Genomic DNA, 15,639 nt, shown 5'->3' on the forward strand with positions numbered 1-15,639 from the left:
GAGCAGTCCGCCCGGCCGTACGACACCGTCCACCACGGACGGCAGGAGCCCGCTCCGGTCCCGGATACCCGTTCGCACCGCCGGCCCAAGCGCGGCGCGGTACCGGTGCGCACCGGGCTGCTCGGTGTCTCGGCGGCCGTGGCCATGGGCTTCCGTAGAGGACGATTCCGGCGACGGGGAGCCCGGGCGCCGCCTTGGCGCAGACGACGGATCCGTAGGAGTGGCAGAGGAGGGTGAGGCGCGCCGCGGGCTTCGCGGCCCTCAACTCCCCGACGAAGTCCCGCAGTCCGGGGGCGGCCTCCTCGGCCCGCCCGGGGGTGATCGCGGCCGCGCTCGCGGTGGCGGGGGTCGGGTAGCCGAGCCAGGCGAGGACGGCGGCGCGCTCGCCCAGCCGGCGCTGGAGTGCGACGGCGCCGTCGCGGAAGCGCTCGCTGCCGAGCGCGGTGTCGGAGCCGGGGACGAGGACGGCGATGTGCTCGGCGCCCGCGAGGTCGCCGACGACCTCGACGCTGCGGCCGCCGTCGCGCCCGTCGAAGGAGAGGAAGTGGCGGTTCGGGCCCGCCATGGCGCGCAGCGCGGCGGCCCGCTTCCGGTCTCCGTAGTCGGCGGCGGTCCGTTCGGCGGCGCGGACGGCGTCCCGGTTGGCGGCGTACCGCGCGTCGAGGTCCGCGGCCGTGACCCGGGCGAGGGGGCCGAGTTCGGCGGGGGCGGGCGCCGGGACGGCGGCGGGGCGGGCGGCGCCCGCCGTCGGCACCGCCACCGAGGCGGTGACGAGTGCGGCGAGCAGCGTGCGGCGCAGACGGCTGCGCGGGCGGGACGCCATGGTGTGGTCCTTCCGTACCGGACGAGTTGCTTCGTTCCGGTGCCGAACGTATGGATCACACCCTGTAGTCGGCGTCCCGCCGGAGGGGACAGTCGGCGGGTAGCTCTGAAGTACTACGGGTAGGGGTGGCGGTCCTGGGGACCGCGGCGGTCATGCGCCGGTGGGCGGTCGGCGGGCGGGGAATCCGTGGGTGCGGGCGGCTGCCACGACGATCAGGGCGGGGGCGAGGAGCAGGAGGACGCTCCAGGGCAGGGCGGTGGCGCCGAGCAGATCGAGGAGCAGTCCGCCGGCGACGCCTCCTCCTGCCATGGCGGCGTTCCAGAGGCTGACGAGCATGGTCTGCGCGGTGTCCGCCGCCTCGCCGCCGGCGTCGCCGACGGCGGTCTGCAGCAGGGTCGGCGCACCGCCCCAGCCGAGGCCCCACAGCGCGGCGGCGGCGTAGACGAGGGCGGTGCTGTCGGCGGCCACGGCGAGGGCGCCGGCCGCGACGGCGAAGAGCACGATCCCGGCGAGGGTCAGGGTCCGCAGCCGGCGGTCGATGTGCAGGCCGGTGAACCAGATGCTCAGGAGGGAGGCGCCGCCGAAGACGAGGAGGACGAGTCCGGTGGAGCCGCCCATGCCGAGGTGGTCGAGGAAGGCGGCGACGTACGTGTAGAGGATCGTGTGGGCGAGGACGAGGACGAGGGTGACGAACAGGACGGGGGCCACGCCGGGGACCGCGAGGGTGCGCAGGATGGGCGCGCGGCCGCCCCTGGGCCGGCCGGGGTGGTCGGGGACGGTGAGCGCGATCCAGGCGAGGAGGACGAAGGCGAGCGCGGTCATGACCAGGAAGGTGACCTGCCAGCCGAGCGCGGCGCCCAGGAAGGTGCCTGCGGGCACGCCGAGGGAGAGCGCGAGCGGTATCCCCGTCATGACGACGGCGATCGCCTTGCCCTGGAGGTGGACGGGCGCCATCCGGCGGGCGTATCCGGCGAGCAGGGCCCAGGCGAGACCGGCGGCGACGCCCGCGAGGAAGCGGGCGGCCATGGTGAGGGGGTAGTGGGTGGAGACGGCGGTGACCGTGTTGGCGAGGGCGAAGCCCGCGACGGCGGTGAGCAGCAGGCGCTTGCGCCGCCAGCCGGCGGTGGCGGCGGTCAGCGGGATCGCGGTGAGCGCGGTCCCGATCGCGTAGATGGTGACGGACTGGCCCATGGCCGGCTCGCCGACTCCGAGGTCTGCGCTCATCGCGGGCAGGACGCCGGCGGGCAGGGTCTCGGTCAGGCTGGTGATGAAGACGGCCGTGGCCAGGGCGAGAAGGGCGGGCAGGGGCAGCTTTCCCGCGGGTTCGGGGTTCACGACGCGTGGCGGCGAACCGGCTTTCGATGCCGTGTGGTTGCTCATGCTCCGTATGCTGAAACCTTCACATTGATGTGAGGGTCAAGCGAGATCCCGTGAGGTGGACCACATGCGCATCGGAGAGCTGTCGGAGCGCACCGACACCCCGCGCAGGCTGCTGCGCTACTACGAGGAGCAGGGCCTCATCGTCGCCGATCGGATGCCCAACGGCTACCGCGCCTACGACGAGTCGAACGTGGACCGGGTCGTTCAGATCCGCGGCCTGCTGGACGCGGGGCTGCCGACGCGGATCATCAAGCAGATCCTGCCGTGCCTCGACAAGCCCCGCGTCATCCACTTCCCCGACGCCACACCGGAGATGCTCGCCACGCTGGAGAACGAGCGCGACCGGATGACCGAACGCATCCGTTTCCTGACCCGCAACCGGGACGCGGTCGCCGGGTATCTCGACGCCGTGCGCGAGAGGTTGGCGACCGGGTCCGTCGCGGCGGGCTGAGCGCCGAGGGCGCGCCCGGGGAGCGCCCTCAGCATCCTGCGCGGGTCGGGCCGTGCCCCTCAGCGCGCCGTCGGGCCGGTCCAGTCGGCGGGCACGTGTGCGAGGCGGACCCGCTGCGGGTGGTCGCCGACGGCCACCGAGGCGACCTTGCGGCCGGTGACGAAGTCGATCGCCGTCACGCGGTCCGTACCGCTCTCCGAGATGACGCAGGAGCGGCCGTCGCCGCTGACCGTCGCCCAGTACGGCTTGGACGCCTCCACCAGCGGACCCTCGTTCAGGGTCTCGCGGTCGACGACGGTGGCGTAGTCGTCCATCGTGCCGGCGATGCAGAGCCGCTTGCCGTCGGGGCTCATGGACATGCCGTGGTGGCGGGAGTCGTTGACCCAGGTGGTGCGGTCCGGGTCGGTCGCCGGGTTCCGGGGGAGCGTCTTGACGCGGGTGATCCGGTCGGCGGCGATGTCGTACTCGAGGAAGCCGTTGAAGAACGAGACCTGGAAGTAGAGCTTCGACTCGTCGGGGGTGAACGCGACGGGTCGTACGGCGTCGGAGAGGTCCTTGCGGCCGAAGGCGTCGAGCCGGGCGCGCATGTCGATGACGCGCACCTGCTCGAAGGTGCGGGCGTCGACGACGGTGATGCGGCGGTCGCCCTTGGTCCAGTCCCAGAACGGGTCGTCGAGGGCCGTGGTGACCTCGCCGATGGCCATGTTCCACAGGTGCCGGCCGTCGGCCGAGAAGACGTTCTCGTGCGGCTTGTCGCCGGTGGCGAAGGATCCGGTCTCCCGGCCCGTCGTGATGTCGAGGACGTGCACGGTGTTGGAGGTGGAGGCCGAGACGGCGACCCGGGTGCCGTCGGGTGAGACGGCCATGTGATCGGAGCGGAAACCGGAGACGGGGAAGCGCCAGTTGATCCGGCCCGTGCGCAGGTCGATCGAGACGACGTCGGCGAAGCTCGGCCGGGAGACGACCATCGCGGAGCCGTCGGGCGTGGCGTACATGTCGTCGACGAACTGGTCGTGTCCCTCGCCGGGCCCTTGCCGGATCCCCAGGAAGAAGGCCAGCTTGAGCGGGTTGAGCCCGATCTCCCACATCCGGGCTTCGCGGTCGGGGATGACGTTGATGCGGCCGATGCGCGCGAAGTCGCCGGTGGACTCGATGACGTCGGCGGTGCCGTCCCAGTTGTTCCCCACGAACATCACCTCGCGCAGCCCGGCCGGCCGCGCGGAGTCGGCGGAGGAGGCGGCGACGGTGCCGCCCCCTGTGATGGTGAGAGCGAGGGCGGCGGCGAGCGAGCCGAGCAGGAGACGGCGCGCACCACGCGTCCGGACAGCGGGCATGGGGGTCCTTCCGGAAGACGTGCGACATCGAGCACCCCGCCGGTCGGGGCAACTTACCCGACGGTAAGGAGTTGTCGCGCCCACGACAAGACGTCGGTGGGCAGAAGTCGCGGCGATCGCGGCCGCCCGTGCCGCTCGGCGAGCGGCGCGCTCGTCTCCCTCGGCTGGGTCGCCGTGGGCGTCAGGTCATACGGCGGGCTCCCGCCACGATCGCCTCACGAATCCGGTTATAGGTTCCACAGCGGCAGATGTTGCGGATCTCGTCGAGGTCGGCCTCGTCGATCTCCCGTCCGGCCTCACGGGCCCGGCGGACCTTCGCGACCGCCGTCATGATCTGCCCGGGCTGGCAGTAGCCGCACTGGGCGACGTCGAGGTCGAGCCAGGCCTCCTGCATCGGGTGGAGCTCCTGCCCCGCGGTCGCGGGAAGGCCCTCGATGGTGGTGATCTCGTCGGTGGGGCCGATGTCCTTCACCGGGACGGAGCAGGGGTTGAACGCCTTGCCGTTGATGTGGCTGGTGCATGCCTGGCAGACGCCGAGCCCGCAGCCGTACTTGGGTCCGGTGACGCCCAGGACGTCCCGGAGCACCCACAGCAGCCGGACGTCGTCCTCGACCTCGGCCGTGACGGCCTTGCCGTTGAGGATGAAGGTGTGTTGCGGCACGGTGGCTCCTGCTCCTAGAAGGCGCGGTCGAGGCCGTCGCCCGGCGAGGCGGGGATCGGCGGGGTGGTGGGCAGCGGCTCGAATCCGAGCGGTTCGGCGTGGTTGACCGGGAAGGTCGTCGGCATGGTGCCGGTGGCCCTGCCGTACGCGCAGGCGACCGCGGCCATCGCGCCCGCGACGGCCAGCTCGCCCGCTCCACCCGGCCGGTCCGAGGTCGGCGGCATCACCACGATCTCCAGCTCGGGCGGGGTGTTCCACTGCCGGGTGTAGAAGTAGTTGTCCCAACTCCCCTCCTGGAAATGCCCGTCGCGGAGGTGCAGTCCCGAGGTGAGGGTGACGGCGATGCCGTCGATGATGCCGCCCATCATCTGGGCCTGGAGGCCGCGTGGGTTGACCGCGAGGCCGACGTCGACGGCGCAGACGACCTTGGTCACACGGGGACCCGTGTACGCGTCCTCGATCTCCCGTCCGGTGGTCTCCGGCCGGCAGTCGATCTCGGCGAGGACGGCGACGAAGGAGTGGTACTCGGGATGGACCGCGATCCCCTGGGCCACCCCGGCGGGCAGTGAGCGCCCCCATCGCCCCACCTCCGCGACCTTGTCCAGCACCGCCCGCGCGCGCTCCTCCTTGAGGTGACGGCGGCGGAACTCGTAGGCGTCCTTGCCCATCCGGCGGGCCAGCTCGTCCACGACCAGCTCCTGGGCGCACCGGACGTTGGGCGAGTAGATGTTCCGCATGGAGCCCGTGTTGAAGCCCTTGTCGGTCTCGCTCAGCAGCTGTGTGGTGACCCCGAAGTGGTACGGGCTCTGCTGGGTCAGCTGGAAGATCGTCTCGGAGAAGGTGAGGTCGCCGACGGGCAGTCGGGCCGCCGCGGAGGTGATGATCTCGCCGAGGCCGTGGCCGAAGTCCGTGGCGACGGATGTGTGGCGCTGCTCGTACGTCAGCACCTCGCCGAGGCTGTACGTGGCCCGCACCCGGGAGGTCGACATCGGGTGCGTACGGCCCTGGCGGAAGTCGTCGGTCCGGTGCCACATCAGCTTCACGGGCTTGCCCATGGCCCGGGAGATCTCGGCTGCCTCGCCGGCGGCGTCGTGGAAGAGCTTGCGCCCGAACGATCCGCCGCCTTCGGTGACATGGACCTTGACCGCGGTGACCGGGATGCCGAGCCGCAGGGCGATCTGCTCCTGGGCGACGATCGGCGACTTCAGGCTCGCCCAGATCTCGGCCGAGTCCGCCCGCACGTCGGCGATCGCGCAGTTGGTCTCCAGGGCGCTGTTGCTGGCGAAGTGGAAGGTGAAGCGGGCGTCGACGGCCTTGGTCAGGAGCGGCAACGGCGGTACGACGAGCGGGAGTTCGGCGGCGCGCAGCTTTCGCAGCACCGTCGTGTCCGAGGCGCCCTCGGCGGTGCCGGGGCCCCAGGCGACCTTCAGGGCGCGGACGGCGTCGATGCACTGGCCGAAGGTGCGGCCGCGGACGGCGACGCCGGTGGAGATCCGTACGACGTCGGTGACGCCGGGCATGGACCGGACCTCGTCCAGGTTCTCCACCGAGCGGACCGTGCCGTTGATCGTGGGCGGCCGGCAGACCATCGTGGGCAGCGCGTCGGGCACCTGGACGTCCATCGCGAACTTCTTGCGTCCCGTCACGGCCTCCAGGGCGTCGATCCGCCGCTGCGCGGTGCCGATGACCTTGAACTCGGACGGCTTCTTGAGCGCGACGCCGACCGCGGTGTCGGTGACGGCGGCCGCTTTCACCGCGAGCTCGCCGTAGGTGAGGCTCCGGCCGGTCGTCGAGGAGACGATCGCCCCGGCCCTCGCGGTCAGCGAACCCACCAGCTCCCCGAGCTCCAGGGCGGCGGCGCGCAGCAGCCGGCCCCGGGCGACGGCGGCGGCGACGCGGATGGGCGTGAAGGTGGAGACGGTGGTGTTGGAGCCGCCGGTGAGCTGGTTGAAGAGCAGCTCGGGGCGGGCGTCGGCGAGGGTGATCCGCACCTTGTCCAGCGGCAGGTCGAGCTCCTCGGCGAGCAGCATCGCGGAGGAGGTGGTGATGCCCTGGCCGACCTCGGCCCTGGGCAGGGCGAAGGAGGCGGTGCCGTCCGGGTCGATCCTGACGGTGATCAGGTTCGCGGTGGGCAGGGCGGCGTGGGTGAGCATGTCGTTGAGGTCGTAGATCTCGGAGGGCCCCGGCAGGGACGGCACCAGGGAGGGAGCCGCGGCGGCCGCCGGGGCGGGCGCGAGCACCGCCTCGCCGAGCTGTGCGGCGACGGTCAGGGTCGGCGCCGCGAGGACGTAACCGAGGAACCGGCGCCGGTCCCCGGACCGCTCGGCGCGGACTCTTCCCTCGGGTGCTGCTGCGCATCGTCGCGCGCTGTCATCGGCTGCCCTCTCGACGAACCACGAAGTCCGACGGATCATCGCGCACACGGCGCCGTGTGCGCCCCGGAACGGCACAGGTTTCACTCAGGGCGCGCCAAGCCCTCACGACACGGCGGGCGGAAGCGGGGAATAGCGCGCCCGGGGCGGGCGGTTGTGAGCGCACGTGGCACGTGGCCGCACCCGCTCGAAAGGAAGCTCCATGAAGATCGGCATCATCGGCGCAGGCAACATCGGCGGCAACCTCACCCGCCGCCTCACGGCCCTCGGTCACGACGTCTCCGTGGCCAACTCCCGCGGCCCGGAGACCCTCGGCGGGCTCGCGGAGGAGACCGGCGCGAAGCCGGTGACCGTCGGCGAGGCGGCGCGGGGCGCCGAGATCGTCGTGGTGACCGTACCGCTGAAGGCGGTGCCGGACCTGCCCTCGGGTCTCTTCGACGGCGCGGCGGAGGGCTTCGCCGTGATCGACACCGGCAACTACTACCCGCAGCAGCGCGACGGCCGGATCGCGGCCATCGAGGACGACGGCCTGACCGAGAGCCGCTGGACCGAGCGGCACCTCGGCCACCCGGTGATCAAGGCGTTCAACGGCACCTACGCCCAGGACATCCTGGACAGGCCCCTCCCGGCCGGCGACCCGGAGCGCATCGCGCTGCCCGTCGCGGGCGACGACGAGGTCGCCAAGAAGGCGGTCCGCGCCCTCATCGACGAGCTGGGCTTCGACACCGTCGACGCGGGCGGCATCGACGAGTCCTGGCGCCAGCAGCCCGACACCCCCGTCTACGGCCTGCGGGACGGCGTCGCGGCGGTCACCCAGGCCCTCGCCGATGCCTCACCCGAGCGCCCGGCGTCGTTCCGGGGCTGACGGTCGCGGGGACCGCGCGCGGTACGTGTGCCCCTTTCGGCCGAGTGGAGCGGGGCGCCGTCGACAGGGGTGGATCCGGCCGTCAAACTGCTCGCGGAGGTGACGCGGGTGGTGGAATCGAAGGAAATGCGGGCCGCGGTTCGCAAGACGTACGGTCCGGCCGACCTCAGTTCGGTCCCGGTGTTCGCCGGAGGGTTCATCAACTTCGGGTACTGGCGCTCGATCGACCTGGCCGGACCGCTCACGGTCGACGACCGGGTCCGCAGCCAGGAGGACATGTACCGGCATGTGCTCGACGCCGCCGGACCGCTCGCCGGTCGGCGGATCGTCGAGGTCGGATGCGGACTCGGCGTCGGCTGTGCGCTCGCCCTGCGCGAGTACGAACCCGAGCAGGTGACCGGTATGGACATCCATCCGCAACAGCTGGACCGCGCCCGCCGGACCAACGCGGATCTGCTGAGGACCACGCCGTCGGGGATCCGGTTCGTCCGCGGTGCGGCGGAGGAAATGCCCTTCGACGACGGCGAGTTCGACTGCGTCTACAGCGTCGAGGCCGCTCAGCACTTCGACGACATGATCGCCTTCACCCGGGAGACGGCCCGCGTGCTGCGGCCCGGCGGGCGGGCGGTCGTCGCGAGTTTCTTCACCCCGGACGACGCCCCGGACGACGGAGCCCGGCTCGCCTCGTACCTGGAGTCGTTCGCCGACGGGCTGGACATCGCGCGTCCCGTCACGCACGTGACCGATGCGTTCGCCAGGGCGGGCCTGACGGACTCGCAGGCCGCGTCCATCGGGCCGGACGTGTGGCAGGGATGGGACCGCTGGCTGTCGGACCAGTGGAAGCCGGGCACGTGGCCGCGGAACTTCCTGAGGGCCTACGAGCAGGGCATCCTCGACTACTACGTCGTCACGGCCACCCGCCCGCAGGCCTGATCCCCGGACCCGGTTCCTCTGTCGCACGCCGTCGCCGCCCGCGCGAGGCGCATTTGGCCTATACCAATCGCTCGAGGCCCAGTAGTCTCCTCCGTGGCCAGCGGCTCACCCCATTCCCCCACCCCGGTTGCGTGCTGGCGCGGGCGACGCCGACCCCACACACGGCCCCGAGCAGCCGGGTTCCCCCATTTCGCCGCCTCCAGGAGGATCACGGTGAACGTTCGCACGAGAAGCTCGGCGATCATCTGCACCCTCGGTCTCGTCGCTTCCCTCGCCCTGACCACGGCCTCCGCGGAGGACCGTGACGCTCCGCAGCGGGTCGTGGAGGCCGCCGGGGCCACAAAGGTCGCGAAGATCGCGCTCACCGACGTCGCCACGGCGCGCAATCCGACCGCGGGTGCCGTGGGCCCCGGCGGCGCGGTCTGGATCGCCGAACGGGCCGGGACGGTACGGATCCTGGGCGCCCAGGGGCTCGGCGAGCCGGTGCTCGACATCTCCGCCGAGACCTCGACCGACGGTGAACGCGGCCTCCTCGGCCTCGCGTTCGACACCGCGCGCGCTCACCTCTACATCTCGTACACGAATCTCGAAGGCACCAGCACCATCGACGAGTTCGCCGTGCGGAAGGGCAGGCTCCGTCCGGAGACCCGGCGCACCGTCCTCACCCAGACGCAGCCGTACGCGAACCACAACGGCGGCGACATCAAGTTCGGGCCCGACGGATATCTCTACATCGCGTTCGGGGACGGAGGCGCGGGCGGCGACCCGCACGGCAACGGACAGAAGCTCGACACGCTGCTCGGCAAGCTTCTGCGGATCGACCCGCACAGTGGCAAGCCCTACGCGATCCCCGCGGACAACCCCTTCGTCGACGACCCGAACGCGAAGGACGAGATCTGGGCGTACGGGCTGCGCAATCCGTGGCGGTTCTCCTTCGACTCGCACACGGGGGATCTGCTGATCGGGGATGTCGGCCAGAACGACTGGGAGGAGATCGACCGGGCCCCCGCAAGGAGCAGGGGCGGGGAGAACTACGGCTGGTCCCAGATGGAGGGCAACCACCCCTTCCGCGGCGGCACCGAGCCGGCGAACCACGTGCGCCCGATCCACGAGTACGCCCGCACCGGCCTCGGCTGCGCGGTGACCGGCGGGTTCGTCTACCGGGGGAACGCGATCCCCGCCCTCAGGGGTCAGTACGTGTTCAGTGACTACTGCGACGGCACCATCCGTTCCCTCTCGCTGAAGAACGGCACGGTGACCGGCGTGAACGACCTCGTCGTCAACGGTGGCGAGGTGATCTCGTTCGTGGAGGGACGGGCGGGCGAACTGTACGTCCTCGCGCTGGGCGGAAACATCGCCCGTATCGATCCGGCGTAGCCGACGGGCGCCGTACCCTCCGGCTCCCGCCGCCCGTCGCGCCCTCGTCCCGGCCACCGCCCCGGCATCGCGGTCGTCGCCGGGGCGGTGACGGGGGCATGCCGGGCGGCCTCCCCCGCCACTTTCACACCAGAACCTACGATTCCGGGGCGTAGGCGGCCGGCGGCGGGCCCTGGGGGTGGGCTCCCAGGGACGGTGCGAGCCAGCGGTCGTAGGAGGTCATCCAGGCGCTGCCGGCACCGCCCCTGCGGTAGTCCTCCAGGACCGCGTTGACCCGGCGCACCAGATCCTGGTCGTCCTTGTTCATGGCCACCCCGTACAGGGAGGTGTCCAGACGCGGGCCGACCAGCTGGAGGTTGGGGTCCTGGGCGACGAGTCCGGCGGCGAGCGTCGCGTGGGTGAGGATGGCGTCGACGTTCCCCTGCTGGAGTTCGACGAGGCAGTCCAGGTGGCTCGCGGTCTCCACGGCGACGGCGCCGGTTCCGGAGCCGCGGAGCAGGTCGGCGGCCGAGCTTCCCTTGCTGAGGCAGACGCGCCGGCCGCGCAGCTTCGCGTCGAAGCCGCTGATCTCGGAGCCTTCGGGTACGAGGAGTTGATGGCCGGTCTCGAAGTAGACGCTGGAGAAGGCGACTTCGGTCAGCCGCTCGCAGGTGATGCTCATCGTGCGGACGACGACGTCGACCTGGCGCGCCTGGAGCCGGGAGATCCGCTGGCTCGGCGGCATGCTGACGAAGCGGACCGTGGCCTTGGGGCCGAGGATGTCACGGGCGATCGCCCGGACGAGATCGATGTCGAAGCCGACCGGTTCGCGGGTCTCCGCATCCCGCGAACCCCAGAGGTAGCTGTTCAGGTCCACCCCCGCGACGAGATGGCCGCGCTCGCGGATGCGCCGCACGGCCGAGCCGTCCACGCGTGAGGGCCGAGGACTCGCCCGCCGTGGATCGCATGCCGGTGCGCGGGCCGGCGGCGCGGCGGCGTGCCCCGCGGTCGCGCGCGAGACGGTGGACGGACCGGTCGTCACGGCGGCGGCCGGAGCCGCGGCCAGGACCATCGCGGTGAGCAACAGCCACAGCGCGGAGCGGCCGCCCAGCGGCCACCTCCCCCGGCGTACCGACCCGGATCCAGCAGTCACAAGCCCCACCCCCGCGCAGCCGACTCCCGAGCGCCAAGGCTACGCAGCCGAGCGTCAACACGCCGGCGTGATCCGAGAGTTGGCCGTATGTTGGGACAAGCTTCACCGTCCCCGCAAGGCGGGCAGCGACGGCAGTGCGAGCTTCCGGCCGACCTGCGCGAGCCCGCCCACCCGCATGGCCGGGCCCGCCGGCACACGCCGGACGCCGGACGCGTCGCGCCCCTCCGACGCGGCCCGGCCCATGGGCGCACGTACGCCCGCTCGGATGCCGCGGCCCTCCCTCGTCGGCCGCACCGCGAGGAGCTGACAGCGCGAGAGCCGGGCGCGCTGGCCGCCGCTCGTGATCAGCGCGTTCACCGAGGTCATGGGGTCGGCGCCCACGCTCCGCGCCAGCAACATGCCGACGGCCAGCGGAAGCAGCGCCACGGCCAGCGCCGAGCCGGTGGTGGTGACGTGCTGCATACGGCGGTTGCGCCGGTCGTCCGAGGTCATGACCGTATTCGACCAGCGGAGGCAGGTCCCCGGTATCGGCCGGCGTACTCAGTCCGGCCGTACGCACATACTCAGTTCGGGGTTGTCGGCGGCGCTCCCGGGGGAACACCCCGGCGATCAGGCACGGACAGCGGAGGCGCGAGGACAGTGACCCCCATACCCGGCGCGGCACCGTCCGTGCTCGTGGTCCAGCACGAGGACGGCACGGGCCCCGGTCTCGTGGGCGACCGTCTCCGGCGGACCGGCCTCCACCTCGATGTCGTGCACCCTTGGCGCGGCGACCGGCTGCCCGACTCGCCGCACGGGCATGCGGGCCTCGTCGTCCGCGGCGGCGCCGCCGGCTGCCAGGACGTCACGGCCATGCCGTGGCTGCCTCGGGTCCGCGAGCGGGTGCGGGCGGCGGTGGCCGAGGAGATCCCGGTGCTCGGCATCTGTCTCGGTGGCCAGATCCTCGCCCACGCCCTCGGCGGCGCCGTCGCCCCGCGCCCCCAGGGCCCGGAGATCGGTGCCGTCCCGCTGCGCCGGTTGTCCGCGGCCGACGCGGACCCCGTTCTCGGCGGGGTCCCGGAAGGAGCGTCGGCGGCGCAGTGGCACTGGGACGAGGTGGTGCGCCTGCCTCCGGGAGCGGCGCCGTTGCTCACCGGGGACGACTGCCCGATCCAGGCGTTCCGGGTCGGATCGGTGGCCTGGGGTGTGCAGTTCCATCCCGAGGTGCTCGCCGACTCGCTCGCCGAGTGGGCCCTCGCCGAAGGTGCGGAGGTCCGGTCGGCCGGTGCCGATCCGGAGGCCGCCGTGGCCTCCGTACGTGCGGCGGAGCCTGAACTCCGTACAGTCTGGGGGGCGATGACCGACGCGTGGGGCGCCCTCGTCCTTGCCGGGACGCGGACCGCTTCCTGACCTCCGGTGTGTCCCGGCGCGTCCGCTTGGCGGGCCGGGCCCCGTGGGGTTGCGTGGGCCGTCGATCGCCCCGTACGCACACCGAGGAGTCCACGACACCATGGCCGATTACCGCATCGAGACCGTCCGCACCGGCTATCGCACCTGGATCGCCCGCAACGACCGGGGCGCGGAGGTGCGGATCGGGGCGGCCGACGACGCGGACGCGCAACCCTCGTTCACCCCGGTCGAACTGCTGCTCGCGGCCATGGGAGGCTGCGGCGGCATGGTGGTGGACAGGACGGCCCGCGCCGTGGACCACGACGATCTGCGGATCGTGGTCGAGTCGGCGTCGGGGCCGGAGGACGACGGCCGGATCGGCCGGATCAGGGTCAGTTACGAGTTCGAGCTGCCGGAGAGCAACCCGAAGGCGGCGGAGGTCTTCGCCCGCGGGGTGCGGCTGACGCACGAGAAGTTCTGCACGGTGAGCCGGACCGTCGAGCACGGTGCGACGGTGGAGGCGGTGCTGCCGGACGGCACGATCGGCTTCCGGGCCGGCTGACCCGCGGCACGGCCCTACTCCTCGATGGCGCCGCCGATCCGGCGCAGATGCCGCCGGAAGGTGTACGACGGGTCCGCCTCCCGCTGCGCGAGGAACTCCGCGAACCGTGTCTGCGCGCGCAGCGTCTCACCGGCCCTGATCCTGCGCGCCTGTTCGCGCTCGGTGCGGTGGATGCCGTGGGCGGTCTCGAGGACGGCGTCGACCCGGGCGGCGGCCACGAACAGCACGCCGTCGTCGTCGCCGAAGACGATGTCGGCGGCGCTCACCAGGTGCTCGCCGCACCGTGCGGTGCGCAGGGCTTCCGGCTCCCGGTCGTCCACGCGGACGGGGCCGGGTGCGTGGCGGCCGTAGGAGAAGACGGGCAGCCCGATCTCGACGAGGTCGGGCGTGTCGCGGTGCAGCCCCCAGACGACGAGACCCGCGACGCCGGCCGCCTCGGCCTCCAGGACGGCGAGGTCCCCGACGCATGCCTCGTCGCGGCGGCCCGCGTTGTCGACGACGAGCACGTCCCCGGGCTCGGCCGCGCCGAAGGCTTCCAGGAAGACGTCGACGCTTCCGTAGTGCCGGGCGGGCAGGACGCGTCCGGCGAGGCGCTGCCCGGGCACGACGGGAGCGATCCCGGCGGGAGCCGCGCGCAGCGGTTCACCGAGCCGGACGCAGGCGTCGGCGATCAGCGGCGTGGAGAGCTCGGCGAAGTCCTTCAGCATCGATGATGTCCGTTCTCTGACGTGGTGCCCGCGCCCGGCGACGGGGGCGCGGGCGGCGGCTGTCGCCCGATGCTGTGCGCCGGGATTCGGCTCGGTCCCGGGCCACTTGTGCCGAGGTGGCCCGCGCGACGGCGGTGCGGACCGCAGTAGTTTCGCGGCGGGGGACGCGGAGGCCGTCCCGTGGTCGCCGGGGCACGAAGGCCGTACGCGGTTCTCGGGGCCTCGCGCCGGAGAGGGGTTCACCGCCGTGATCGTGATCGCGCATCTCAGCGACATCCACATCGACAGCTCGCCGCGCAGCGCGGAACGCACGAGGTCCGTGATGGCCTATCTGGAAGCGCTCGACATCGACCTCGACGCGGTCGTGGTGACCGGAGACATCGCCGACCACGGCCTGGAGTCGGAGTACCTCCATGTACGGGAGTTGCTGCGGACCCGGCACCCGCTGCTCGTCTGTCCGGGCAACCACGACGTGCGCGACGAGTTCCGCCGCGTGCTCCTCGGCGAGCCCGTGACGCGGGCCGGGGCGCCGGTCAACCAGGTGCTGCGCGGGGCGGGGTTCGTGCTGGCGCTCGGCGATTCGTCGGTGCCGGGGAAGGACGAGGGGTTCCTGGAGGAGGAGACGCTCGCCTGGCTGGAGTCCGTCCTGGACGAGACCCCGGAAGACGTACCCGTCCTGGTCGGGTTCCATCACCCGCCGACCGCGCTGCACATCCCGTTCGTGGACGGCATCCGCCAGTTCGGGGAGCATCGGCTCGCCGAACTGGCCGAGCGCCGGCCCGGCATCGTCGCCTTCCTGTGCGGGCATGCGCACACGGCGGCCGCCACCACCTTCGCGGGGCTCCCGCTGCTTGTCGCGCCGGGCGTGATCTCGACGTCGAAGCTGCCCTGGGAGTCGTACGGCCGTCCCGGCGTCCATGTGTACCGGGACGAGATGGCGCCGTCGCTCGCCTTCCACGTCCTGGACGAGGAGGGCCGGATCACCACCCACTACCGGAGCGTCCCCGTCTAGCGTCCCCGTTTAGCGGCGCGGTGCGCGGAGACTCGCGGGAGTGTGGGCCGGTGCGCGGTCCACGGGCAGGAGGCTGCCGTGTCCCTCGACGGAAAACGCGTCCTCGTCCTCACGACGAACTACGGCACGGAGCAGGACGAACTGAAGAAGCCGGTGGCGGCCCTGCGCGAGGCGGGCGCCCGGGTCACCGTGGCGGCCCGGAAGGCCGAGCCCGTCCACACGCTGGTGTCGGACCGGCGGCCCGGTGACGTCGTACGGCCCGATGCGACGTACGGCGAGCTGTCGGCGGACGGGTTCGACGCGGTGGTCGTTCCGGGCGGCACCGTCAACGCCGACCGTCTGCGGGTCGACCCGGCGGCCCAACGGCTGCTGTCGGCGTTCGCCAAGACGGGGAAGACCGTGGCCGCGATCTGCCACGGTCCGTGGCTGCTCGTCGAGTGCGGGCTCGTACCGGGCAAGGAAGTGACCTCGTACCCCTCGATCCGTACGGATCTGGTGAACGCGGGCGGGACGTGGGTGGACCGCGAGGTCGTGGTCGACACGTCCGGCGGATTCCGCCTGATCACCTCCCGCAGACCGGCCGACGCCGAGCGCTTCTCGAAGGCGATCGTCGAGGCGCTCGGCGGGGACCCGTAGCCCTGGGCCGGCGCTCTCGGCCGTGT

The 15,639-nt window shown here is 72.4% G+C and carries 16 protein-coding genes; 8 read left to right on the forward strand and 8 right to left on the reverse strand.

Annotated features, from left to right (window positions below):
* Window positions 1–823: alpha/beta hydrolase (locus ACFVZW_RS03570; protein ID WP_384516158.1), on the reverse strand; the 823-nt coding region annotated here is incomplete at its 3' end.
* Window positions 824–973: 150 nt separating this feature from the next.
* Window positions 974–2,203, reverse strand: a complete 1,230-nt coding sequence (locus tag ACFVZW_RS03575; protein ID WP_384516161.1) for an MFS transporter — start codon at window positions 2,201–2,203, stop codon at window positions 974–976.
* 64 nt (window positions 2,204–2,267) lie between these two features.
* Between ACFVZW_RS03575 and ACFVZW_RS03580 the strand changes: the two genes are divergently transcribed.
* Complete coding sequence (locus tag ACFVZW_RS03580) at window positions 2,268–2,654, forward strand: MerR family transcriptional regulator (RefSeq protein WP_384516164.1); 387 nt, start codon at window positions 2,268–2,270, stop codon at window positions 2,652–2,654.
* Between the two features lie 59 nt (window positions 2,655–2,713).
* Here the strand turns inward: ACFVZW_RS03580 and ACFVZW_RS03585 are convergent, their stop codons facing one another.
* The 3 genes from ACFVZW_RS03585 to ACFVZW_RS03595 form a co-directional block, all read right to left on the reverse strand.
* On the reverse strand, window positions 2,714–3,988 hold the full coding sequence (locus ACFVZW_RS03585) for a YncE family protein (protein ID WP_384516167.1): 1,275 nt from the start codon (window positions 3,986–3,988) through the stop codon (window positions 2,714–2,716).
* 181 nt (window positions 3,989–4,169) lie between these two features.
* Window positions 4,170–4,649 (reverse strand): (2Fe-2S)-binding protein, encoded by a 480-nt coding sequence (locus tag ACFVZW_RS03590; protein WP_384516170.1) that lies wholly within the window; start codon window positions 4,647–4,649, stop codon window positions 4,170–4,172.
* A 14-nt stretch (window positions 4,650–4,663) separates the two neighbouring features.
* On the reverse strand, window positions 4,664–7,063 hold the full coding sequence (locus tag ACFVZW_RS03595; RefSeq protein WP_384516173.1) for a molybdopterin cofactor-binding domain-containing protein: 2,400 nt from the start codon (window positions 7,061–7,063) through the stop codon (window positions 4,664–4,666).
* Window positions 7,064–7,223: 160 nt separating this feature from the next.
* On the opposite strand from ACFVZW_RS03595, the gene ACFVZW_RS03600 reads away from it, so the two are divergent.
* The 3 genes from ACFVZW_RS03600 to ACFVZW_RS03610 all read left to right on the forward strand — a co-directional run bounded on the left by ACFVZW_RS03600 (window position 7,224) and on the right by ACFVZW_RS03610 (window position 10,196).
* Window positions 7,224–7,886: an NADPH-dependent F420 reductase gene (locus tag ACFVZW_RS03600; protein WP_384516175.1), complete on the forward strand. Its 663-nt coding sequence runs from the start codon at window positions 7,224–7,226 to the stop codon at window positions 7,884–7,886.
* A 111-nt stretch (window positions 7,887–7,997) separates the two neighbouring features.
* Window positions 7,998–8,819, forward strand: a complete 822-nt coding sequence (locus ACFVZW_RS03605) for a class I SAM-dependent methyltransferase (RefSeq protein ID WP_384516177.1) — start codon at window positions 7,998–8,000, stop codon at window positions 8,817–8,819.
* Between the two features lie 213 nt (window positions 8,820–9,032).
* Window positions 9,033–10,196: a PQQ-dependent sugar dehydrogenase gene (locus tag ACFVZW_RS03610; protein ID WP_384516180.1), complete on the forward strand. Its 1,164-nt coding sequence runs from the start codon at window positions 9,033–9,035 to the stop codon at window positions 10,194–10,196.
* Between the two features lie 136 nt (window positions 10,197–10,332).
* On the opposite strand, the gene ACFVZW_RS03615 is transcribed toward ACFVZW_RS03610, so the two are convergent.
* Window positions 10,333–11,328 carry a glutamate ABC transporter substrate-binding protein gene (locus tag ACFVZW_RS03615; protein ID WP_384516182.1) on the reverse strand — a complete coding sequence of 332 codons (996 nt, stop codon included), beginning with the start codon at window positions 11,326–11,328 and terminating at the stop codon, window positions 10,333–10,335.
* A 102-nt stretch (window positions 11,329–11,430) separates the two neighbouring features.
* Entirely contained in the window at window positions 11,431–11,820 is a 390-nt protein-coding gene (locus ACFVZW_RS03620; RefSeq protein WP_384516185.1) for a hypothetical protein, read from the reverse strand.
* A 147-nt stretch (window positions 11,821–11,967) separates the two neighbouring features.
* On the opposite strand from ACFVZW_RS03620, the gene ACFVZW_RS03625 reads away from it, so the two are divergent.
* Window positions 11,968–12,717: a type 1 glutamine amidotransferase gene (locus ACFVZW_RS03625; RefSeq protein WP_384516188.1), complete on the forward strand. Its 750-nt coding sequence runs from the start codon at window positions 11,968–11,970 to the stop codon at window positions 12,715–12,717.
* 100 nt (window positions 12,718–12,817) lie between these two features.
* The gene (locus tag ACFVZW_RS03630; protein ID WP_384516190.1) at window positions 12,818–13,258 is read left to right on the forward strand and encodes an OsmC family protein; all 441 of its coding nucleotides are present in this window, start codon (window positions 12,818–12,820) and stop codon (window positions 13,256–13,258) included.
* A 14-nt stretch (window positions 13,259–13,272) separates the two neighbouring features.
* Here the strand turns inward: ACFVZW_RS03630 and ACFVZW_RS03635 are convergent, their stop codons facing one another.
* Window positions 13,273–13,965, reverse strand: coding sequence for an RraA family protein (locus ACFVZW_RS03635; RefSeq protein ID WP_384516193.1), 693 nt, complete (start codon window positions 13,963–13,965; stop codon window positions 13,273–13,275).
* Window positions 13,966–14,212: 247 nt separating this feature from the next.
* Here ACFVZW_RS03635 and ACFVZW_RS03640 point away from each other — a divergent pair, with 247 nt between their 5' ends.
* Both ACFVZW_RS03640 and ACFVZW_RS03645 read left to right on the forward strand, forming a co-directional pair.
* Entirely contained in the window at window positions 14,213–14,977 is a 765-nt protein-coding gene (locus tag ACFVZW_RS03640; RefSeq protein WP_384516195.1) for a metallophosphoesterase, read from the forward strand.
* A 78-nt stretch (window positions 14,978–15,055) separates the two neighbouring features.
* Window positions 15,056–15,613 (forward strand): DJ-1/PfpI/YhbO family deglycase/protease, encoded by a 558-nt coding sequence (locus tag ACFVZW_RS03645; protein ID WP_383547960.1) that lies wholly within the window; start codon window positions 15,056–15,058, stop codon window positions 15,611–15,613.
* Window positions 15,614–15,639 lie beyond the last annotated feature (26 nt).

It is taken from the genome of Streptomyces sp. NPDC059567, assembly GCF_042735655.1.
Classification (GTDB): Bacteria; Actinomycetota; Actinomycetes; order Streptomycetales; family Streptomycetaceae; genus Streptomyces.

Bases quoted from the DNA above. Each gene is read 5' to 3' on its own strand.
- ACFVZW_RS03575 (WP_384516161.1), bottom strand. From the start codon at position 2,203: ATGAGCAACCACACGGCATCGAAAGCCGGTTCGCCGCCACGCGTCGTG.
- ACFVZW_RS03600 (WP_384516175.1), top strand. From the start codon at position 7,224: ATGAAGATCGGCATCATCGGCGCAGGCAACATCGGCGGCAACCTCACC.
- ACFVZW_RS03630 (WP_384516190.1), top strand. From the start codon at position 12,818: ATGGCCGATTACCGCATCGAGACCGTCCGCACCGGCTATCGCACCTGG.
- ACFVZW_RS03585 (WP_384516167.1), bottom strand. From the start codon at position 3,988: ATGCCCGCTGTCCGGACGCGTGGTGCGCGCCGTCTCCTGCTCGGCTCG.
- ACFVZW_RS03580 (WP_384516164.1), top strand. From the start codon at position 2,268: ATGCGCATCGGAGAGCTGTCGGAGCGCACCGACACCCCGCGCAGGCTG.
- ACFVZW_RS03635 (WP_384516193.1), bottom strand. From the start codon at position 13,965: ATGCTGAAGGACTTCGCCGAGCTCTCCACGCCGCTGATCGCCGACGCC.
- ACFVZW_RS03595 (WP_384516173.1), bottom strand. From the start codon at position 7,063: ATGATCCGTCGGACTTCGTGGTTCGTCGAGAGGGCAGCCGATGACAGC.
- ACFVZW_RS03620 (WP_384516185.1), bottom strand. From the start codon at position 11,820: ATGACCTCGGACGACCGGCGCAACCGCCGTATGCAGCACGTCACCACC.